Genomic DNA, 20,697 nt, shown 5'->3' with positions numbered 1-20,697 from the left:
TTGTTACGTTGGCTTAGCTTCATATTTGAAACTAAAAGTTTTTTTGTTTGTCTACACGTCTTGTTTGTTTAGTTTTCAAAGAACAATTCATTCAATGGAACAACTTTTACATCATACCATTTTCTTTCATTCGTTGTCAACAACTATTTTAATATTTTTAAAGAGAATATTAATAGTTTCGAAGACAACTTTTATATCTTATCATTACTCAATCACATTGTCAATAAGTTTTATAAAACATTAATAATCTCGCTGACAACTTATATATATTATCACCTACAATACAATAAAGCAACAGAATTTTTATCCTTATTTAAAGTTACTTAATCTCTCGAATTAATTTTTTAAATATTATGATAAAATGAGATATATATTTTATAAAGGAGCGCGGAAAATTGCTGTCATTTATTATAGTAGTTATCGTATTGTTTCTCATTCCTGGTCCAGCTGTTTTACTAACCATTTCTCAAACCGCTCAAGGCGGGAGGAAAACTGGCATCATCACCGGTATCGGGATTGCGGTCGGTGATTTAATCCATACGATTGCAGCCGTACTTGGACTTTCAGCCATTCTAATGACCTCGGCACTCGCCTTTGAAATCGTGAAATATCTTGGTGCCGCTTATTTGATTTTTTTAGGGATTAAGTCCCTCCTTGAAAAATCCAAAAAACAAGATGCGCCGACCGTAAAAAAGAACAACACAGCCACATCGTTTCGTCAGGCCTTATTAATTGAATTACTCAATCCTAAAACGGCTCTTTTTTTCTTAGCCTTCTTACCACAGTTCGTCCACAACAATGGGACCCCTGTTGTCATTCAACTACTTATTCTTGGACTCACCTTTGTGTTAATGAGCATAATGTACACCACATTGCTAGCATTCCTAACAAGCTCGATAGGTGAACGACTTTTCTCAAACCAGAGCGGAAAACTTTCACGCTGGCAAGGGAAGGTTATTGGCACTATCTATATTGGCTTAGGTCTTCAGTTGGTTTTTCAGAATCAAAAATAATGAAAAGTTATGTACTTATATAGGAAAAGTGAATTTATTAAATATCGCTTTTCCTATTTACGGGCTAACGGAATCTTTTCTTGATCATTCCATTCCCTATATCAAATGCTACTTTCCCAAGCATCTCTTTAATGAAACCAGCTATTATGATGGCGTTGGTTCCTGCCGCCAATAAGGCTTAATTGAAATCATAAATAGCGATTTCTTCCTTACTAATATTGTTTTCCTTACTCCTCTTTACTTACATGATTCGGAAGCCTGCGAAATTTATAGTGTCATTCAGATATCGAAAGCTTCTCAGTCGTGCTGCTTGGTTAATATAGAAATGGTTGTAAGGGAGGATATCCTGCCTTCTTTTTATCAAGTATTGAAAAATGTTTCAATCGAAGCCGTATTGATGACCAATTTACTACGTCCTCTTAACATTCGGTCCGTTGCATCGGAGGTATGATGATACGGTAGTCCAGAGCGTACATACACATAATGATCTTTTGATAATGAATACATTTTGACATGGTTCTCAAAGCATCGTCGCTGAAAACCGCTGTCCTCCCCTTGATTAACGTGTGGGAAGGCGATTTTTTTCAAAAGATCTTTCTTAAAAATCAGTGTCGCTCCACTTAAAAAATGGGAGGTTTTATAAAGATTTTGACCATTATTAATGATCCAGCTATTTTCATGATGTGGATTATATAATCTCAGTTCTTGTTTCTTCTTAAAATAAATATAGAAGCTGCTTTTCCCAACTAGTTCTGCCTTCGTTTGCATGAGCGCTTCAAACGCTTCCTTTAGATAGCTGCTCCCGTAATAGTCATCATCGTCCATTTTCCCAATGTATTCAAAATTGGCCTGCTCAGCTCCCTTGTTTAAACACTCCCCTAAACTCATTTCGTCTGGAAATTGGAATAACTGACTGTTTAATTTAGCCTCATCCAATTCCCGCTCAATTTGTTTGAAATTCATTTTAGACGAATTAAGAACTAAAATGAGTTCCTTCTCCTTGAAGGTTTGTTTTTGAAAATTAGCAATGATGTTGCTGACAAACTTCTCTCGATTGGTACAAGCAATGATGGAAATCAAGACCTTCCGCCTCCCAAAACCACAAGTTCAACCACTTAGTACAGAATGAATTTTTTAAAAGTTTTTCTATTTCTGTATATTCACCTATCCCCTCCTAAGACCCGTCCGCATAGGATAAGTGAACACGAAACTTAAAAAATAATTATGAGTAAGGGACGGAAAACATGTCAGAAATAACGATAACGGCTGATTTCCTCTTTTAAAAAAATAGGGGTAATTGGATTAGGATATATTGGTTTACCTCTTGCCCTTCTATTTGCCAACAAGGGATTCGGTGTCATTGGAATTGATGTCGACGAGCGAAAAGTGAATAGTTTAAAACAGAATACTTCATATATACCGGAAACTGTTGAATTTCTATCCTTCCATCGATCCGATGAAAGCTTAAGGAAAACAATTGCTTGGTATCAAGCAGAATGGGAGAAGGGTCAAGTATGAGAGTTATGGTAACAGGCGGAGCGGGATTTATTGGCTCCCATATTGTTGATTTGCTGATTACTGAGGGTCATGAAGTGATTGTGGTTGATAATTTAAGTACGGGGAATAAAGAGTTTGTTAATAATAGGGCGACCTTTTATGTCGCAAATATATGCTCACCGCAGTTAGAGGGGATTTTTTCAAAAGAAAAACCAGAGTATGTGATTCATCAAGCGGCCCAAGTCGATGTTGCCAAATCGATTCAGGATCCTGTTTTTGATGCGCAAACGAATATTCTTGGTACGATTCGTTTGTTGGAATGCTGTCGGAAATTTAATGTCCGAAAAATAGTTTACGCTTCCTCCTGTGCAGCCTATGGCGAAACGGACGACCGCAGTATTAAAGAGAGTTCGATGACGGAACCCATCTCCTATTATGGGATTTCCAAGCATACGCCGGAAAGATATATTCAACTCTATTCGCAATTTTATAAGCTTCCCTTTACGATCCTGCGTTATGCAAATGTATACGGTCCACGTCAAACTCCTAAAGGAGAAGGCGGTGTCGTGGCTATTTTTCTACAGAAGGCTTTAAAGGGCGAACAATTGACGATTTACGGGAACGGGGAACAAACACGAGATTTTGTTTTTGTGAAAGATGTTGCTGCAGCCAATCTCCTTGCACTTGGCAAAGGAAACAATGAAATCATCAACATTGGTCTAAATCAAAAAACGAGCATTAATCAACTGTTTGGAGTCATTTCCTCGCTGGGTGAAATTCCTCTGGGTGTCCCTGTTTATCTTCCTGCTCGTAACGGTGACATCCTCTACAGTCAGTTGAATAATACAAAAGCACTGCAACTGTTGGGGTGGAAGCCTCGCTATGATTTGCTTAGCGGCCTAAAGGAGACAAGGCTGTTTTATGAAACAGAAGAGTCCTTTAAAGAAAGGGATACAGATGAACAAAAGTGAAGTGACCGTCCTGATCCCCTTTTATATTCCAGGGGCCTATATTAGGGAAGCATTGGCTAGTGTTTTTGCTCAAACCGAATAGATGTGCTGTTGTTAAACCATCGTCGTCATAGCAAAAATCAAACCAATCAGATGGAAATATACGAGGAGAGGATATTAACAAGGTTATCAACATTAATTACCTCTATATCCACACCATATAAGAAGATATCAACAGATTCCAACCATTTATACACAGATTATGTGAATAACGTTTTCTTTTTCATAAAGGAATTACAAGTCAGGGGATTTATCCACATATTCCACAGTATTATCCACAAAACCAACAGATTTGCCCACAATCGACTTATATATATCCACATTTTATATGGATTTTATCCACATTTCTCATCACAAAAGACCTAGACTAATCTCTAGGCCTTTTGTATTTAACTGTTCGAGTTTTCCTCTGGATTTGCACTGTCATAACGATCGACAATTTCTTTTAGCTCACCCGTGTCTCCTTTTGCATTAATGATCTCAAATAGTTCATTTAACCCTTCACTAATTTTCTCATCATCCTGTTTCATTGATTTTACCTCCCTTTTTATTCATAGGATGACCCTTGAGAAAAGAAACTATGTTATTTAACGATTGCTGCCCTTAAATTATGAATCCCAAACTCCAAATACCCCTTTAAACAGGTCAACATATACACCCAGCCTTCTTTATTATCAATCAACTGAGCGATTAACTCATCATCATCTTCGCTAAAACCTTCTTCGACCACTTCAATAATGGTACTTGATTGATCCAATTCTTCCAGAGAAATTGTTACACAATTCCCTTCTCCATCTGTCCCCCACCGGAACACGATTTTCTTATTTACCTCGACTTCGAGTACTTCAATATCGACTTGTGCATCGTATTCTTCATATCTTAATGTGACTGTTTGGCCCTGCTCCCATCTCGAACTTGATGAGAACCAGAAATTCTTGATTTTCGAAGGGTCTACGAAGGCTTCAAATACTTCATTAGCTGGTTTTATTATTTTAAATTTTGTCAGATTGTACATTTCGAAATCATCCCTCTTTTACTATGGTTAATATATGTAATGGTTGTCCTATTGTTTTATTTTATACCTTTTAGTCTATAAAAACATAAAAGCCTGTACCAACTACACAGATACAGGCTTTTTTTAAAATATGATTTCGCTTAGATTTTTAAACCAAACTCGACAACTTTACTATTATGATAGCTTGCTCTAATCATAAACTTGGCTCTTAATTCTTCATCCAGGCAATCTTGCTGTAACAGCGCGTTGTGTCTGTGCTGGATTAAATGATAATAATATTTTCCCTTAAAGAACATTTTCAACACAAAAAATCCTCCTCAATAATTTACATAAATCGACGGAGTTATCGTGTTCGGTAACTGGCAAGCATCGTCGTTAAACCTTAGCCCCTTTAGTTTTGCGTCACCATTTTTCAATGGCTTTGCCGTTTCGTACGATTTATGTGTTATTCAAAATATATGCAACTGAATTATAAAATAAAAGTGTCTTTGTACCTACACTCACTTAAAAGTTAATTTCCTTCTGTCGTTATACGATGGCTGCCAATTGATTCTACCAAACCTATCGATGAAACATCCTTAGATTCACAGCCGTTTTGAAATCATCTTGGACAGAATTTAGAATGACGTTTTAAAGTCTCTAATCCTGTCCATGATGTTTACTGAAGTGAATTTTAAAAAAAGGGAGTTTACTATGTTAAAAATACGTTTCGTCTTTTTGACTCTTATGGTGTTTGCAATCTCTTTGACCGGCTGCACTGGAAAATTTCATTTTATGCAAGACGATGGAAAATTAGACAACAATTCCTCAACTGGTGCAGAAGATCAGCAACAGGATGCTAACGTCCAAGTTGGTTCCTCCCCAAAGGTGATCCCTGTTCTTGTTAATAAGGACAATAAACTGCCCGATAATTATCAGCCAAGTGATTTAATTTACCCTGACATCCCATTTACGTTCGCACAGAAAGCAGAAAAGCGGCAAATGAGGGCAGAGGCAGGTGCGGCGATCGAAAAATTATTCGCAGGCGCAAAACAACAGGGTGTGCATCTGTTAGGTGTTTCTGCCTACAGGTCCTATGCTGCCCAAACAGCTTTATTTAATTACTATGTTGATCAAGATGGATACGAAGCGGCTAGAACTTATAGTGCGGTTCCAGGAACGAGCGAGCATGAAACTGGCCTGGCTATTGATGTGACCGGCGGAGATGGAACATGTGCTGCCGAGGACTGCTTTGAAGGAACAAAGGAGGCAAGCTGGCTCCAAGATCATGCAGCGGAGTACGGCTTCATCATCCGCTATCCGAAAGGTAAAGACTCGATCACCGGCTACCAATACGAACCCTGGCACCTGCGCTATGTCGGAAAGGCAATCGCCAAAGAAATCATGAGCCGCGGCATTACCCTCGAAGAATACTATAATGCCACAGTTGTGAATAATTAATTGATGTGGTGCTTTTATGTGGTGTCAGGCACCGTAAAAAGCGGAGTGCCCGTTTAGCTGATTTCCGGTGCCTCGATTTCTGGTGCCTGACACCGAAATGGTTCGCGCATGTGTAAGAGTCAAAAAGGCCCTCACTACAACCGGAGTTGTAGTGAAGGCCTTTTGTGTTTATTTCCCTTTTATCTCTAATAATTTCAGGCGAAGGTCGTTTTCCATCGAAGCTAATTCCTGTTCTGCTTGGCGGCGCTTATGGCGGCCTTCCTCTTGGATTCGCATGGTTTCTTCAAGTGTCGTGATTAGGCTTTCCTGAGTTTTCTTTAAGGTTTCAATATCAACGATGCCGCGCTCATTTTCTTTCGCCGTCTCGATTGTATTGGTTTTTAGCATTTCTGCATTTTTCAAAAGGAGTTCATTGGTTGTTTTCGAAACCTGTTTCTGAGCCTCGACTGCATGACGCTGGCGTATTAACGTCAACGCAATCGCGACCTGATTTTTCCATAACGGAATCGCCGTCATAATCGATGATTGGATTTTTTCCACTAGGGCTTGGTTCGTGTTTTGAATCAAGCGAATCTGTGGAGCACTTTGAATGGTAATTTCCCGGCTTAATTTTAAATCATGGAGACGCTTATCTAAGCGATCCGCAAATTGGATCATATCGTTAACTTCTTGAAATTTCATTTGGTCATTGGTTACTTCAGCTGCTTTTTTCAGCTGTGGAATTGTCTTTTCCTGCATTTCTTCAAGCTTGATCTCCCCAGCTGCAATATAGACATTAAGGGCATGGAAATATTCCTTATTCGTCTCATACAACTGTTCAAGCAATTTAATATCCGACATCAGGACATTTTTGCTGCGATCGAGTTTCACACTGATTCGGTCAATTTGGGCGCCTGTTTTTTGATATTTTGAGAGTACTTCTTGAATCGAACCTGAAATTTTGCCAAACATACGAGCAAATAAGGATGGTTTCCCATCCTTCAAATCATCCGGATTCACTTCATCAAGTCTCTTCATTAAATCACTGATGATTTGCCCGATTTCACCCACATCTTGTTTCTGCACATGCTCTAGCATTGTATGCGAGAAAGATAATAGCTTACCTTGGGCTTGGGTACCATATTGAATCATCGACTGATGGTTTGTTGGATCGATTTGTTCAGCAATCTGATACGCCTTTGCGCGATGTTCTTCTGGTATCACATCAATTAATTTAACAGGCCTAGCCTCACTTGTGTGCTGGACCGGATTTTTTGAAAGCTCTAGTTTATCCCCAAACGGGTCGGCAAGGATATCATCTAATAAATTTCCAGTTTTGTTGGGTTGAATTGGGTTGTTTTCGTTCATTTTAGCCACCTATTTTCTTCCGGGAATTTAGCGTCCTTTTGCTTATTAAGGGTATGCTTTGCGACGTCAATTTCAAAATTTAAGTGATCGATATCATCGGAAATCACTTTATATAAATCCTCTTCCAATACCTTTGTTAGTTCATTTAGTGTATGACGAGTTTCAATAAGAGATTGGCCCATTTCCATGTTCTTTTTCGGCTGGGAGGATAAAAAGCTATATTTCTCGGTAAGTTCAACGATTGAATCTAAATGTGAAAAATAAAACTGCTCAGCCTGGTAAAATCGCTTCGGCTCTTTGGTTGTCATCTTGTGTATTTTTTTTGTAATTCGAAGAAGATCAATTCTTTGTTTTACGGACGATATATCACGAATGGTAAAAAGGTTTTTATTTAAGCGATTGATTTTCTGTTTGGCTTCCATAAGGTTTTTCCGAATATATCGATATTCTTTTCTTGATATCTGATGCTTTTTTAAAAAGCTTCTATTCATAACGATGGAAAGGATTAAATGGGTAAGAATCCCCCCGGTAATGGCAATGCCTGTTGACGGCCAAAATGCTTGACTCAAGGGAAAAAAGCAGACCAGCCAAGTTACCACTGTTAATGGGACGGCTACAAATGAGCGAAGAAGAAACGACAAAATCGGGTTCATAATAAATCGACTCCTGAGTTAAGACATCTTTATATTCCTACGAATGAATGCAATGGAATGTTTCAATTTCCTCAAAATATAAACCAAAAAGAAAATTATTTCCATTTATTACTTCAACAATACACGAAAAAACTCCTGCCTGCCATAGACCTCAAACGGAAAGAAATCTAGGTCTTGAGACGTATTTTTAGATGGTGTCATATTTATTGGTGCTTTTATGGTGTCAGTTATAGTGTCAGTTATGGTGTCATTATGGTGTCAGGCACCGCTCGTGGACACTTGCACCATTTGTCCACGCACAGTGGACAACGCGTTTTGGGTTTCCATTCTTTTCAAGTGCGATGCCTTTATGAGGAATCCAATTATCTAGGCTTCTGCCCAAGAGTAAACTAATACGATGCATAGGATAGATACGATAGTGAGGAGAGAGGAGAATATTATGTATAATCCATATAATATGCCTATAGATTATCAAAGTGGATTGAACCAGCTAAATTTTAGTAGACAATATCATGGTGGACAACAACAGTACGGTGGACTACATCACCATGGTGGTGGACAACAACAGCACGGTGGGCAACATCACCATGGCGGCGGACAACAACAGTACGGTGGGCAACATCACCATGGTGGTGGACAACAACAGCACGGTGGGCAACATCACCATGGTGGTGGACAACAACAGCACGGTGGGCAACATCACCATGGCGGCGGACATACAGGTTTTAACCTTGGATCATTGGGATCTAGCTTGCTTGGGCTTGGCTTAGGTTATTTAGGAGGAGCCGCACTAGGAAATGGACCTAACCCAGGAGGATATGGGTATGGCGGCGGTTATGGCGGCTTCCCCGGATACGGTGGGTTCGGAGGATACGGCAGCGGTGGACCAGTTCAGGGATACAATCCTTATGGCCCAGGAGTCGGTGGAGGATTAGGCTTTCCTGGTGTTGGCACGCCAGGTTACCCAGGAGTAGGACCTAATATAAACATGTACGGACAGCAATTCCAACCAAACCCTGGTTTTAATAGTGGCTATGGGTCATGGTCTCCTAACGAATATGGGATCCCAAGTGTAAATCCAAGTTTGGGCACATACTCAATTCACCTCAAGGATTAAAATACAGCTCATAAAGTAACTAATAAAAGGAAGCCCCAATGAGCTTCCCTTTATTAGTATTTGAGTTCCAATCCATACATTACTAGATTAATCCCCATGTAATCCCATGGGGATAGACACCGAATGTGAAGGAAATGATTTAATAATTAATAGGAACTTGATATCCTTTATCATGCTTTCTAGCAAAATCCTCTGGATTTGCAACAAGGTATAGGATACCTTCTATAAAACCTATAATTGTAGGAACATAAGTCCAGCAGAATAACAAATAAAGAATCCCCATACCTGGTCGGCCAAGGTAAAACTTATGGGCCCCAATACCACCGAGTAGAATACCTAAGATCCCCGCGGTAGTTTTGTTTTTAGTATACCTAGCAACAAAGCCACCGACTCCCCCACTAGCAGCGCTTGATGAACTAGATGAGCTTGAGGAACCGCCTCCGCCACCAGCATTCATAAACACCATTGGTTGATTATTTTTGCTACCATCTTCAAGCTTTTCCATTTTTTTCTCATTTTCATCAAATAACTCATTTACACATTTTTTGCAATAATTTTTACCCTTAAGCTCTGTGTTGCAATTATGACAAATAAATTTCCCACAGCCTACACAGGTACCAACTGATTCCGCATCATCATGGGCATAACAAACGCTCATTTTACAACCCCCAATAGTAGTATTTATGTAAAAAAAATTAATATCTTAATAGACATTTTACTACAATTGGTAATATATTTCTCTAAAATTTTACAAAATTTTTAGGAAATAGAAAAGTTTGGTTTTGTATACAACAAATAGTAATGGGTGTATTAGCTAAAGAATGTAGAGTTTGAGTTTTGAAGAATTATGAATTAGAAAGTTGATATAAGATTAAAGATTAAAGATTAAGCAGGATAACCATAGAGGCAACCCGCTTTTTAAAAAGATATTATCGTTCATATAGTTCAAGCGGCAGCCCATCCGGGTCCGCGAAGAAGGTGAATTTCTTGTTTGTTACGGGGTCCACACGCACGACCTCCACATTCACTTGAAACCTTGTCAAATATTGGACCGCATCTTCGATATCATCTACTTCAAAGGCTAGATGTCTCAAACCAGCTGCTTCAGGATAGCTTGGCCGGACAGTTGGTTCCGGAAAAGAAAACAACTCAATCTGATATTGACCATTCACTTCCAAATCCAACTTATAGGAATCTCTTTCCTCCCGATAAACTTCATTAATAGGCGTCAGCCCAAGGATTCGAACATAAAAATCCTTTGATTTTCCATAATCCGAACAAATCACCGCAATATGATGGATCTTATTTAACTTCATCTATCCACATCCCCCTAAAAAATCATCACTCAAACCAAATACCTCTTGTCTGCTCAAATAGACAAGAGGTTCTATTATCAACTTAACTGTCCACCCTACACGGACAAAGCCCTAAAAGTGTCCACAGATGGTGCCTGACACCACATTTTTCCCCCACTCTATTCGCCAAAATCCGTTGGGCGGTCGCCATTTTTAAAGTGGTGAAGGATGGCTTTTACGATTCGTTCGGAGGCGAACCCATCTCCGTAAGGATTGGAGGCGTGCGCCATTTGATCATGTGCGGCTTGGTCTGACAACAGCTCATCTGCAAGTCGAAAGATGGTATTCTCACCGGTTCCAGCCAGTTTTAATGTACCCGCTTCAATTCCTTCTGGGCGCTCGGTGGTATCACGCAAAACTAGCACCGGTACACCCAAAGATGGTGCCTCTTCCTGTACACCGCCTGAATCGGTCAAAATCAGATATGCCCTTGCGGCAAAGTTATGGAAATCGATCACATCTAAAGGCTCAATCAGATGAATTCTCTCGTTTTCTCCCAGTACTCGATTGGCAATTTCACGAACCACTGGATTCATATGGACCGGATATACCACCTGAACATCGGCATGCTTTTCGACTACACGGCAAATGGCACGGAACATATTTTCCATTGGTTCTCCCGTGTTTTCCCTGCGATGGGCCGTCATGAGAATTAACCGGTCATTCCCGAGTTTGTCTAAAACCGGATGAGAATAATTCGATCTCACCGTTGTTTTTAGCGCATCGATGGCCGTATTTCCAGTGATATAAATAGCCTTTTCTCTCTTATTTTCCACCAAAAGGTTTTGCTTCGATTGGAACGTTGGCGAGAAATGGAGGTCGGCCAAAACACCCGTCAACTGGCGGTTCATTTCCTCTGGGTACGGGGAATATTTATTATGAGTCCGGAGTCCGGCCTCCACATGACCAATCGGAATCGAGTGATAGAACGCAGCCAAGCTTGACACAAATGTTGTTGTCGTATCACCATGGACCAGCACAATATCTGGCTTGACGTCCGAAAGAACTTGGTTGAGTCCCTCTAAACTGCGTGTCGTAACATCCAGAAGAGATTGCCGTTCCTTCATTATATTTAAGTCATAATCAGGCGTAATTTCAAAAATATGCAGCACTTGGTCAAGCATCTCGCGGTGCTGCGCTGTCACCGTCACAATCGGTTTAATTTTATCAGGATATTTCTCTAATTCTTTTACCAAGGGAGCCATTTTAATTGCTTCCGGTCTCGTTCCAAACACAGTCATTACCTTCAATTGATTCTCCATAGAGACCTCCAACTATATCTTCAGTCCAATATCATTTACATTCACTAAACATGATACCAAAGATTATACATTTATGAAAAAACAATCCTCCCTGTTCTGTCATTAAAATTCCTCAACTATCAATGACGCCTTGTAATTATCTTAAAATTTATATGTACAATATTACTTTTTTCCCAAGGGTGAATATATTGCAGAGTAAATTTTTAAAATATCCAACCTAGGAGTGAATTATATTTTGAAAAAAAGGGCCCTTTTTACCATCCCTATCAGCTTGCTACTCATCGCAGTAATGGTGGCTTCCATTTTCCTCATCAATCTCAAACCAGCCGCTGGGAAAATCGCTCAAGCCCAAAAGCTCGCTGAATACTCCAAGCCGGCAGTCGTTCGAATCATTGATTATGCTGTTGTCCAGTGGCAATTTAATAATCCCAATGATCCTGAAGTCATCGCCATATTGGAACAGCTAAATAATCAATCCGTAGTAGGAGGCTCAGGTTCAGGGGCCATTATTAGCTCTAACGGCTATATCGTCACCAATGCTCACGTCGTTGAAGCGACTCAACAGGAAGACGAGGATATTGCCAATGCTGCGTTTGAACAACTGGTAACGATTATCGCGGACTATTTTAAGGTAGACTATGAAACAGCCTACAGGTATATGGTCCAGTATACACAATACACTGGTATCGAAAAGGTTCTAAAAGTAATTTTACCAGGTGGAGATGTACTTGATGGCGAGGTTAAAAGCTATGGTGCTCCTATTAATGAAGGAAAAGATGTCGCCGTTCTAAAAATTGAAGGAAAAAACCTGCCGACTCTACCGCTTGGAGACTCTGATAATATCCAGAACCAAGATAATATTTGGGTCAGCGGCTATCCCGCTGCGGCCGATTCAGATTTATTATCGCCAGATTCGTCGTTAGTTTCTTCCATGAATGCTGGCCAAATTTCTGCAACCTCCAAAAAGACTGAACAAGGAAGCCCGGTTATCCAAATTAACGCGGCTGCTACTCATGGGAATAGCGGTGGACCAGTCATCAATGCAAAAGGCGAAATTATTGGCTTGCTCACCTTTAGAGGCGACACAGTCAACGGCCAAGAAGTCCAAGGCTTTAATTTTGCCGTTCCTGTTAATACCGTTAAAGAGTTTGTCAACCAAGCGGGTGCTAAAAATGCGAAGAGTGATACGGATAAGCTTTATCAAGAAGGACTTAACCTTTACTGGGGCGGCTACTATAAGCATGCATTAGAAAAATTCGAGGCAGTCCAACGGATTTATCCGAATCATTCCGAAATCAAACAATATATCGCGAACTCCGAGAAAAAGATGGGCAGCAGCAAGACGCTCTGGTCCGATTATGCGACTATCTTCTACATCGTTGATGGTGTTGCAGGATTGCTCATTATTATTCTTCTGTTGTTCACGTTTGCCTTTAGACCGAAACAGCAAGCAGTTACTGCGGCACCGGCTGCTCCAAACGCAACGCCTGTAGCCCCACCGCCAACTGAACCTGAAAATACCCTAACAGACCTAAATAATGATGGAAAAATCGACGTTCAAGATATCCTCCTCGCCCTCCAAGAGGCACAGAAAAAGCAGAAAAAAGACGAGGAATAATGTGGTGCCTGACACCAATATACCTTGACAAAACCTATAGAAAAATGGGATGTAGTTGATGCTACGTCCCATTACTTTAATACGAATCCATATCATTAAGGGGAAATCGCAGGTTTGATGATCTATCCGGAGGAATTATAGTCTGCAGCCATGAGGAATGATGAAGGAAAGTTATCCATCTACGGGTTAATTGGCAGTGTGGCCGTTATGGCCCTAAGCCTGTTATTATTTATATAAGAGTATGCTGATGGGTGTCAGGCACCATGTGAATTTTTCACATGGTGCCTGGCACCCAACTATTCTATTAGGAGGTGAAGTCAAATGATTTACTTTTTTCTAGTCTTATCCTATTTGATTGGGAGTATCATGTTTGGATTTCTGGTTACAAAAGCTCTCTACCGTAAGGATATTCGCCTTCATGGAAGTGGAAATGTAGGGGCGAGGAACGCAGGACGCCTTCATGGAAAAACGGCCTTCGTATTAATATTTCTAGGGGATGCTCTAAAAGGTGGCCTCGTCATACTGCTGGCTCGCTATTTTGGATTTTCTGACCCCGTTCAACTTGTTGGTTTAGGCATGGCCATTTTAGGCCATCTGAAACCAATTACCCTGAACTTAAAGGGAGGAAAAGGGATCTCAACTTTTATTGGCGGAATAATTATGTTTGAGCCGCTACTTGTTTCCCTTATTATCTTAGCATTTCTAGTACTCTATCCTTTTACAAAGAGCTTCACTTTTTCAGGATTAGGTGCATTCCTATTCATTCCTCCTTTTCTATTAATCATCGACCATGATTGGATAAGTTGTGCAATTGTATTGTGTATCTTAGTTTTCATTTTCCTGGCCCATTGGGACAATATCAGGGTGAGACTGAAAAAATAACATCAGATGTCCGCAGTCCACCCCACAAGGACACTTTAGCCATTTTGTCCACGGATGGTGCCTGACACCAACTAATGTCCAACTGATGAATTCAACTAATGACACTAACTGAACTCCGTTCACACTTCATTTAACTGAACAGCTTCCCAAATACTTTGATCTGTTATGGCGGGGCTTGCTTGCAGGTCAGAGATGGTGCGGGCGAGACGGATGATTTTGATTTGTGTGCGGTTGCTCCAACTCTTCTTTATTGCGTGTCGTTGCAATGTAGATTGCTGTGTGTCTGTCAATGGGCTTGCCCTTAATAGCATTTTCGTAAGGGACTCTGCTATTGCAAACCTCCATTCCATAACGATCATATTGCCTGTTCCTAGCTTCCTCCACTCTCCCCCGGACAATTTTTGAGGACTCTCCTGCCGTTTCAATCGCAGCTGTATTAAAATTAATGGGTCCTAAGGAGAGATTAATATCAAACCGATCCCTGAGCGGACCTGAAAGCCTATTTTGATAGGCGAGTATCTGCTTCTTCGAACAGGTGCAATAATGTGAATTTGACCCTTCATAGCCACATGGGCATGGATTCATTGCCGCTATCAAAATAAACGACGCCGGATAGGTAATGGTCGCATGGGTGCGGCTAATCATGATCAACCCATTTTCTAATGGCTGCCGCAGCATATCTAATGTTTTTTTCGAAAACTCGCCAATTTCATCGAGAAACAAAACACCATGATGTGCTAACGATATTTCGCCTGGCTTTGGGTATTGTCCGCCCCCGATTATAGAAACACCTGAAGCTGAGTGGTGCGGATTTCGATAGGGAGGCATACTGGAATGAGAAAAGGAATTTTGACTCAATTGATACAAGCTGATTACCTCAAGTAGCGACTCTTTTGTTAATGCTGGTAAAATGGACGGGAAACTTTCAGCTAACATACTTTTTCCACAACCTGGTGGTCCCGTCAGTAAGACATGGTGTTCTCCAGCGGCAGCTACCTCTAAGGCATGTTTCGCTCCTGTATGACCAATAATCTGCTGCATATCCAAATAAACAGTGTTGGTGAACCGTTCATCATCCTGCTTTTTATTAAAAGGAGGAATCCATTGCCCAGAAAGATGTCCAATCGCATCCTGTAAACTAGAAACATAGATGATTTCCAATGGCTTAAGATCTAATACCGGCAATTCCTCATCAAAAGGCATATAAAGCTTATGAATCCCCAGCTTCTTTGCCGCAAGAACAGCAGGCAGCATTCCTTCGACAGGCTGAATTGATCCATCCAACGATAATGATCCAAGAAAACCAGTATCCTCTGGGACGATTACCTCCAGTTCATGCAAACTTTGCAGTACAGCAATCGCCATCGGAAAATCAAACATAGAACCGTACTTTTTTTGATCCGCTGGTGATAGATTAATAATAATTTTCTGACCTGACAAGTGATAACCTAAGGTTCGAAGCGCAGCAATGATTCGCTCTTTTGATTCTTTTACAGCCGCATCTGGCAATCCAACAATTTTAAACGAATCGTTCCCTACATAAGAGCCAACCTCGACATGCACCCGATATCCTTCCATCCCTTTTAAGCCGATACTCGTTACTTTAGCCCACATGTCTTTTCCTCCATCTTAATCATGTGAATTTTTCCATCTTCCCAAAAGAACTTGTCGGTTGGTAATGCCTTTATATAATTTTCATAGTGTTGTAATGATGGGTCGGGAAAATATGAAAGTAGTGTTTTTGGGGCAATCAGAGGAATACTTTCTCCAAAGACATAGGCTCGGCAGCTGCTCCAAGGGTAATCCTCAGGTTTTGCCACCATACCTGCTGAGTGGGGATTTAAGTGAATATATTTACTCACGTCTATCTCATATTCGGGAGAATTGAGTAGCTCGGCACCATAGCGCTTATCGAATACATGACCGGAGAAATCGTACTTTCTATTAAAATACTTTGCAAATTTGGTGTTGAGATTTTTCATGATATTACTCAAAGGGGTTTTTAGCGTTTCGAGCTGTAAGTGGGTATGATTTGTCATCAAGCAGTAGGTGTGAAGGATGAATGGGTAACGTTCTCTTGTTTCTTGAACTATAGCTAGGTACTTCTCAAAATCTTCATCTTCGAAAAATAGCGAACTTTTCCTAATTCCTCTAGTGGTAACATGATACTTTGCGCCTTCAAACCAAGGCCGGACACTGCGAACCATTGCAATCACTCCTTATTTAGTAAATTGGTAGAATTTAGGTGGGGAATCGAGGTAGAAAAAAATGAGGTCATCCGAGGTAAGCATTCCCCATAAAACAGGAACAGCAAATAGTAACCACTATTACCTTTCGACACCCTCTCCAAAAATCCTGCACGATTCCCCAAATTTCACATCATCTATATAATTTTGGGTATTAATGACTGTCCATACATAAAAGACAAATGTCCACGATTGGTGCCTGACACCATTCTCCTGACACCATTATCTAAAAAGATGTATAAAAAGTCCTAGTTTGTAATATTTATTTTGTATGGATTTATAATTCTTATTTTCTATATGGGGGGATGTCTCGCGGTGAGGGTAATTCAATGGCTGGTGGGTGCATTGCTTCTTGTGTATGGGATTTACCTTATTTTTGGAGTACAGGAGTTCTTTGGAACCTTAGCAATAATCGCGGCTTTTTTTATCTTTCCTAGTTTAGGAAATGGAAGGAAAAGTTCTTATAGCAATGATCATGTACATTATTACAAAAGTAATTCAGACAGCACTAATGACGACCTCGGTTCCGACGGTGACAAGGATTCCGGAGGCGATTCGGGTGGAGAGGAGACGGCGGCGGAGATTCGGGTGGAGATGGCGGCGGTGGAGATTAATCCTCACAGAATGCATCATTGAAAAGACACCCTTGCCTTAGAGACAAAGGTGTCTTCTTTTTGAAGACTAAACTACTATCTGCATGGGAATAGCAATCAAATCCAACCAAAGGTATGAAGCAAGTGGTTACTTATTTTTAGTAAAATAATATAAAAACCATACGGCATGATTTTGCTCATCTGCTGCCGCTCTTTGAAATGCCTCTTTTATAGTTGAGTCCGAAGTTCCATCAGCTACCTCCATGTAAAAATCCACCGTTGTTTGCTCATCTTGTAACGCAAATTCCAATCCATTTAAATAAACCCCCGGACATTCCTCGCTGATTTTCGGTTGTGGCTTTCGGCCAGTCAGCCTTGTATAGATCTGATCAAATTGTTGATAATGCTTTGATTCATCTTGACGAATTTCAAGGATTCGACTTTTCTCCTTCTCATTAGGTGCCAAATTTGCTAACTTTTCGTAACAATTTATGGCATTGTACTCACCATTAATTGCCTTTTCTAGCTCTCTTATTAACTTATTATTTTGTCTATATAAGGCATCGTAGTAATTAGTATATGGGTACATTGTAGAACCTCCCGATTATTCTCATGGATATCCTACGTGTGAGAAGATGACTGGGTGCTTACTATCATTTCTTTTTTGGAAAAGTAAAATGAAAATATCAGCTGTGGTGCCTGACACCGTTTAGTATGGAGCACTTTTAGAAAGAATGGTAAAAGTACTCCCTTCAGAAATAAGCGGAACTTCGAAACGAAGATCCTGCTATTTTTATTGATATTAGCGTACGAAACTGCTTATGCCTTAGAAACGAAACAAATTTTCAACCCTATTTTAATGATAGTTAAACGTTCAAAAGCTGCCTTAAAAATTAAAAACGGAGGTTTTTACATGAAAAAGAAGTTATTAGTTTTATCCGCTGCCATTGCTTTGCTCCTGAGCGGTTGTTCCTTACTAAATGATGCGAAAAATACACTCACATATGTAAATGATGCAAAGGATTACTTAGACAAGGCGACGGCATTTGCAAATGAAGCACCCTCTGTTGCTAAACTTGCCGTTGGAGATCAGCAAGCAGCAGCAGATTTCCAAAACATGCTCCAAGATATGAAAAAAGAAATAAATGCATTCAATAAACTTCAAGCCCCAAACGTAGCTGTTGATTTACACCAGCAAATTGTCGACCAAAACAACAAACTTGCAGCCGGAATTGACGTGTATCTAAAACATATGAAGAATGGCTTACTCGACCCTTCTGTTCTTGAAAACACAGAAATTTTTCAAAGCGTACAAGATATAACCAATATCCTTAATCAAATCAAAGAGCTTGGGCAAAAATAAATTGTCCTCTCGGGTTCGCGTATATCCAAAAAGGCGGTCACATGGAACTTCTACGTGACCGCCTTTTATTATCCATTTATTCAAAACCGGTACATTATATATAAGTCTTAATCACCAATAAAAATAGCTCGTCAGATGTGTTCATACCAAAGAATTTGATGTTATGATAGTAGCAATCTTAAAAATTCAAGTTAAACATGAAAGGAGATTGACTAAGCTATGGCTTCTTTTATAGATGAACGCGATGGTGTCTTTCATGCGGTTTGTCCGCTGGATTGCCCGGATCAGTGCGGTTTACTTCTACATAAGGAAGATGGGAAGGTTATTAAAGTGGAAGGCGATCCTGCGCACCCGGTCACCAAAGGGCATATCTGTAACAAAGTCCGGAATATGACGGAACGGATTTATGATGAAAACCGTCTAAAATTCCCATTGAAGCGCACAGGCCCAAAGGGCGAGGGTAAATTTGAACAAATCAGCTGGGAGGAAGCCATCCAGACGATTACTTCCCGTTGGAAAGAGTTGATCGAATCCGATGGACCGGAAAGCATTCTTCCTTACAGTTTTTACGGAAACATGGGCAGGCTTAATGCCGAGGGAATGGATCGCCGTTTCTTCCATCGCCTCGGTGCATCGCGTTTAGACCAAACCATCTGTTCCGCTGCTGGTTCGGTTGGCTATAAATATACCATGGGTGGCAGTATCGGAACCGACCCTGAGGATACGCTTCATTCCAAATTATTCATCTTTTGGGGCGTTAATGCGGCGAGCACCAACATGCATCAAGTCGCGTTAGCTCAAAAAGCCCGCAAACAAAATGGCGCCAAAATCATCGTTATCGATGTTCACAAAAATCAAACTGGTAGATTAGCAGATTGGTTTATTCCGATATTGCCTGGAACCGACAGTGCTCTCGCTTTAGGGATGATGCACATCTTATTTGCTGAAAACCTAGTAAACCAAGAATTTTTACAAAAATATACCCTCGGACACGAAGAGCTGCGCGAACATGTCGTTCAGTACGACCCGATCACGGTTTCTACGATCACCGGTGTACCAGTAGAAGATATTTATAAGCTGGCACGGATATATGGCAAGACGTCACCATCCTTTATTCGCATCGGTAATGGACCACAGCATCACGACAATGGCGGGATGTTTGTCCGGACTGTCGCATGCCTTCCTGCTCTCACTGGTCAGTGGCTTGTCAAAGGCGGCGGCGCGATCAAAGGAAATTCAGCCTATCTAGCTCCGAATACAGCTCACTTGCAACGACCGGATTTATTAAAAAATAAACATACGCGCGTGATTAACATGAATTTACTCGGTGAGGCATTACTTACACTAGACCCTCCTGTGAAATCACTTTATGTGTACGGTTCGAATCCTGCCGTGGTCGCACCTGAGTCTACTAAAGTCCGAAATGGGCTAGCGCGAGAAGACTTATTTACCGTGGTCCATGATTTATTTTTAACAGAGACAGCCAAATACGCGGATATCGTTTTACCAGCGACATCCTCCTTTGAAAACACGGACATCTACACATCGTATTGGCATCATTACATTCAACTGCAGCAGCCAGTTATTGCACCATTTGCTGAGTCAAAATCGAATGTCGATGTGTTCAGGCTACTCGCAAACGGAATGGGCTTTAATGAACCTCTTTTCCAAGAGACAGAGGCACAAATGATTACTCAAGCCCTTGATAATCCGCGCAATCCGTATTTGGAGGAAATTACCTACGAAACATTAGTTGAGCATCAATTTATGAAAGCCAAATTGAAACCGATTTTTCCTGGGAACTTGCCAACCCCTAGTGGAAAAATTGAATTATTTTCACAGAAGATGCAAGAAGAAGGCTATCCCCCATTGCCAACTTATGTACCATTAGTAAACGACGGGGATCATCCGTATCAGTTTGTTCCTGGCCCGAATCATAATTTCTTAAACTCTACCTTTTCCAACAATCCAAAGCACATCAGCTTGGAAAAAGAACCAAAGGTGTATATGAATCATCAGGATGCTTTCACGGCGGGGATTGTAGATGGAGATACGGTCCGCGTCTGGAACGATCGAGGAGAATGCCGGCTAAAGGCGGCTGTCGGAGATCATGTTCTACCTGGAGTCGTCGTTACGCAAGGACTGTGGGCGGATTCTGTTGACTCAAAACAGCTAGTAAACTCCCTCACCCCGGACCGAATCGCCGATATGGGCGGCGGTGCCACCTTCTTCTCAGGGAGAGTAAGTGTGGAAAAAATATAGAAAATGCCTGATACCCACTCCGGT

At 40.7% G+C, this 20,697-nt stretch carries 21 protein-coding genes, 2 pseudogenes and 1 riboswitch; of the genes and pseudogenes, 10 read left to right on the top strand and 13 right to left on the bottom strand.

What is annotated here, in order from left to right:
* Positions 1–395 precede the first annotated feature (395 nt).
* A complete protein-coding gene (locus J7E66_RS07050) occupies positions 396–1,013 on the top strand; it encodes a LysE family translocator (RefSeq protein WP_214998635.1) in 618 nt (205 codons plus the stop codon).
* Between the two features lie 64 nt (positions 1,014–1,077).
* On the opposite strand, the gene J7E66_RS32790 is transcribed toward J7E66_RS07050, so the two are convergent.
* Positions 1,078–1,185 carry a hypothetical protein gene (locus tag J7E66_RS32790; RefSeq protein WP_374103832.1) on the bottom strand — a complete coding sequence of 36 codons (108 nt, stop codon included), beginning with the start codon at positions 1,183–1,185 and terminating at the stop codon, positions 1,078–1,080.
* Positions 1,186–1,373: 188 nt separating this feature from the next.
* A complete protein-coding gene (locus J7E66_RS07045) occupies positions 1,374–2,093 on the bottom strand; it encodes a glycosyltransferase family 2 protein (protein ID WP_214998634.1) in 720 nt (239 codons plus the stop codon).
* Between the two features lie 186 nt (positions 2,094–2,279).
* Here J7E66_RS07045 and J7E66_RS32265 point away from each other — a divergent pair, with 186 nt between their 5' ends.
* Positions 2,280–2,531 (top strand): NAD(P)-binding domain-containing protein, encoded by a 252-nt coding sequence (locus J7E66_RS32265; RefSeq protein WP_214998662.1) that lies wholly within the window; start codon positions 2,280–2,282, stop codon positions 2,529–2,531.
* Complete coding sequence (locus J7E66_RS07035) at positions 2,528–3,481, top strand: NAD-dependent epimerase/dehydratase family protein (protein WP_214998633.1); 954 nt, start codon at positions 2,528–2,530, stop codon at positions 3,479–3,481. Before J7E66_RS32265 ends, J7E66_RS07035 begins: the two co-directional genes overlap by 4 nt.
* Before the next feature lie 428 nt (positions 3,482–3,909).
* Here the strand turns inward: J7E66_RS07035 and J7E66_RS07030 are convergent, their stop codons facing one another.
* Both J7E66_RS07030 and J7E66_RS07025 read right to left on the bottom strand, forming a co-directional pair.
* The gene (locus J7E66_RS07030) at positions 3,910–4,050 is read right to left on the bottom strand and encodes a hypothetical protein (protein ID WP_214998632.1); all 141 of its coding nucleotides are present in this window, start codon (positions 4,048–4,050) and stop codon (positions 3,910–3,912) included.
* Positions 4,051–4,103: 53 nt separating this feature from the next.
* A complete protein-coding gene (locus tag J7E66_RS07025) occupies positions 4,104–4,535 on the bottom strand; it encodes an SRPBCC family protein (RefSeq protein ID WP_214998631.1) in 432 nt (143 codons plus the stop codon).
* Positions 4,536–4,886: 351 nt separating this feature from the next.
* Positions 4,887–4,971, bottom strand: a riboswitch (cyclic di-GMP riboswitch).
* Positions 4,972–5,237: 266 nt separating this feature from the next.
* Here J7E66_RS07025 and J7E66_RS07020 point away from each other — a divergent pair.
* Positions 5,238–5,975, top strand: coding sequence for a M15 family metallopeptidase (locus J7E66_RS07020; RefSeq protein WP_374103833.1), 738 nt, complete (start codon positions 5,238–5,240; stop codon positions 5,973–5,975).
* A 168-nt stretch (positions 5,976–6,143) separates the two neighbouring features.
* Here the strand turns inward: J7E66_RS07020 and J7E66_RS07015 are convergent, their stop codons facing one another.
* On the bottom strand, positions 6,144–7,322 hold the full coding sequence (locus J7E66_RS07015) for a toxic anion resistance protein (RefSeq protein ID WP_168245782.1): 1,179 nt from the start codon (positions 7,320–7,322) through the stop codon (positions 6,144–6,146).
* Entirely contained in the window at positions 7,319–7,975 is a 657-nt protein-coding gene (locus J7E66_RS07010) for a 5-bromo-4-chloroindolyl phosphate hydrolysis family protein (RefSeq protein ID WP_214998629.1), read from the bottom strand. Before J7E66_RS07010 ends, J7E66_RS07015 begins: the two co-directional genes overlap by 4 nt.
* A 439-nt stretch (positions 7,976–8,414) precedes the next feature.
* Here J7E66_RS07010 and J7E66_RS07005 point away from each other — a divergent pair, with 439 nt between their 5' ends.
* Entirely contained in the window at positions 8,415–9,092 is a 678-nt protein-coding gene (locus J7E66_RS07005; RefSeq protein WP_214998628.1) for a hypothetical protein, read from the top strand.
* Positions 9,093–9,231: 139 nt separating this feature from the next.
* On the opposite strand, the pseudogene J7E66_RS32575 reads toward J7E66_RS07005, so the two are convergent.
* The 3 genes and pseudogenes from J7E66_RS32575 to wecB all read right to left on the bottom strand — a co-directional run.
* A pseudogene (locus tag J7E66_RS32575) lies at positions 9,232–9,456 on the bottom strand (TM2 domain-containing protein); the annotation flags it as partial.
* 565 nt (positions 9,457–10,021) lie between these two features.
* A complete protein-coding gene (gene gloA2, locus J7E66_RS06995; protein WP_214998627.1) occupies positions 10,022–10,408 on the bottom strand; it encodes an SMU1112c/YaeR family gloxylase I-like metalloprotein in 387 nt (128 codons plus the stop codon).
* A 158-nt stretch (positions 10,409–10,566) separates the two neighbouring features.
* Positions 10,567–11,709: a non-hydrolyzing UDP-N-acetylglucosamine 2-epimerase gene (gene wecB, locus J7E66_RS06990; protein ID WP_214998626.1), complete on the bottom strand. Its 1,143-nt coding sequence runs from the start codon at positions 11,707–11,709 to the stop codon at positions 10,567–10,569.
* 235 nt (positions 11,710–11,944) lie between these two features.
* Here wecB and J7E66_RS06985 point away from each other — a divergent pair, with 235 nt between their 5' ends.
* On the top strand, positions 11,945–13,327 hold the full coding sequence (locus tag J7E66_RS06985; protein ID WP_251032804.1) for a S1C family serine protease: 1,383 nt from the start codon (positions 11,945–11,947) through the stop codon (positions 13,325–13,327).
* A 321-nt stretch (positions 13,328–13,648) separates the two neighbouring features.
* The gene (locus J7E66_RS06980) at positions 13,649–14,209 is read left to right on the top strand and encodes a glycerol-3-phosphate acyltransferase (protein ID WP_214998625.1); all 561 of its coding nucleotides are present in this window, start codon (positions 13,649–13,651) and stop codon (positions 14,207–14,209) included.
* A gap of 119 nt (positions 14,210–14,328) precedes the next feature.
* Here the strand turns inward: J7E66_RS06980 and J7E66_RS32570 are convergent, their stop codons facing one another.
* The 3 genes and pseudogenes from J7E66_RS32570 to J7E66_RS06970 all read right to left on the bottom strand — a co-directional run bounded on the left by J7E66_RS32570 (position 14,329) and on the right by J7E66_RS06970 (position 16,416).
* Entirely contained in the window at positions 14,329–14,520 is a 192-nt protein-coding gene (locus J7E66_RS32570; protein WP_308162478.1) for a magnesium chelatase subunit ChlI family protein, read from the bottom strand.
* Between the two features lie 88 nt (positions 14,521–14,608).
* A pseudogene (locus J7E66_RS06975) lies at positions 14,609–15,787 on the bottom strand (YifB family Mg chelatase-like AAA ATPase); the annotation flags it as partial.
* A gap of 20 nt (positions 15,788–15,807) precedes the next feature.
* Complete coding sequence (locus J7E66_RS06970; RefSeq protein ID WP_214998624.1) at positions 15,808–16,416, bottom strand: transposase; 609 nt, start codon at positions 16,414–16,416, stop codon at positions 15,808–15,810.
* Between the two features lie 354 nt (positions 16,417–16,770).
* On the opposite strand from J7E66_RS06970, the gene J7E66_RS06965 reads away from it, so the two are divergent.
* A complete protein-coding gene (locus tag J7E66_RS06965; protein WP_214998623.1) occupies positions 16,771–17,091 on the top strand; it encodes a hypothetical protein in 321 nt (106 codons plus the stop codon).
* Positions 17,092–17,196: 105 nt separating this feature from the next.
* On the opposite strand, the gene J7E66_RS06960 is transcribed toward J7E66_RS06965, so the two are convergent.
* Complete coding sequence (locus J7E66_RS06960; RefSeq protein ID WP_214998622.1) at positions 17,197–17,637, bottom strand: ferritin family protein; 441 nt, start codon at positions 17,635–17,637, stop codon at positions 17,197–17,199.
* 324 nt (positions 17,638–17,961) lie between these two features.
* Here J7E66_RS06960 and J7E66_RS06955 point away from each other — a divergent pair, with 324 nt between their 5' ends.
* Both J7E66_RS06955 and J7E66_RS06950 read left to right on the top strand, forming a co-directional pair.
* Positions 17,962–18,411, top strand: a complete 450-nt coding sequence (locus J7E66_RS06955; protein ID WP_214998621.1) for a DUF6376 family protein — start codon at positions 17,962–17,964, stop codon at positions 18,409–18,411.
* A gap of 219 nt (positions 18,412–18,630) precedes the next feature.
* Positions 18,631–20,673 (top strand): molybdopterin-containing oxidoreductase family protein, encoded by a 2,043-nt coding sequence (locus J7E66_RS06950; RefSeq protein ID WP_214998620.1) that lies wholly within the window; start codon positions 18,631–18,633, stop codon positions 20,671–20,673.
* The last annotated feature ends 24 nt before the right edge of the window (positions 20,674–20,697 follow it).

Source organism: Bacillus sp. ISL-7, assembly GCF_018613065.1.
This window is presented reverse-complemented; position numbering and strand designations above follow the sequence as displayed.

Excerpts from the sequence above, each read along its gene's own strand:
- J7E66_RS07035 (WP_214998633.1), top strand. The coding sequence starts at position 2,528 with ATGAGAGTTATGGTAACAGGCGGAGCGGGATTTATTGGCTCCCATATT.
- J7E66_RS07030 (WP_214998632.1), bottom strand. The coding sequence starts at position 4,050 with ATGAAACAGGATGATGAGAAAATTAGTGAAGGGTTAAATGAACTATTT.
- J7E66_RS07025 (WP_214998631.1), bottom strand. The coding sequence starts at position 4,535 with ATGTACAATCTGACAAAATTTAAAATAATAAAACCAGCTAATGAAGTA.
- J7E66_RS07015 (WP_168245782.1), bottom strand. The coding sequence starts at position 7,322 with ATGAACGAAAACAACCCAATTCAACCCAACAAAACTGGAAATTTATTA.
- J7E66_RS07010 (WP_214998629.1), bottom strand. The coding sequence starts at position 7,975 with ATGAACCCGATTTTGTCGTTTCTTCTTCGCTCATTTGTAGCCGTCCCA.
- J7E66_RS07005 (WP_214998628.1), top strand. The coding sequence starts at position 8,415 with ATGTATAATCCATATAATATGCCTATAGATTATCAAAGTGGATTGAAC.
- gloA2 (WP_214998627.1), bottom strand. The coding sequence starts at position 10,408 with ATGAAGTTAAATAAGATCCATCATATTGCGGTGATTTGTTCGGATTAT.
- wecB (WP_214998626.1), bottom strand. The coding sequence starts at position 11,709 with ATGGAGAATCAATTGAAGGTAATGACTGTGTTTGGAACGAGACCGGAA.
- J7E66_RS06980 (WP_214998625.1), top strand. The coding sequence starts at position 13,649 with ATGATTTACTTTTTTCTAGTCTTATCCTATTTGATTGGGAGTATCATG.
- J7E66_RS32570 (WP_308162478.1), bottom strand. The coding sequence starts at position 14,520 with ATGCTATTAAGGGCAAGCCCATTGACAGACACACAGCAATCTACATTG.
- J7E66_RS06970 (WP_214998624.1), bottom strand. The coding sequence starts at position 16,416 with ATGGTTCGCAGTGTCCGGCCTTGGTTTGAAGGCGCAAAGTATCATGTT.
- J7E66_RS06960 (WP_214998622.1), bottom strand. The coding sequence starts at position 17,637 with ATGTACCCATATACTAATTACTACGATGCCTTATATAGACAAAATAAT.
- J7E66_RS06955 (WP_214998621.1), top strand. The coding sequence starts at position 17,962 with ATGAAAAAGAAGTTATTAGTTTTATCCGCTGCCATTGCTTTGCTCCTG.
- J7E66_RS06950 (WP_214998620.1), top strand. The coding sequence starts at position 18,631 with ATGGCTTCTTTTATAGATGAACGCGATGGTGTCTTTCATGCGGTTTGT.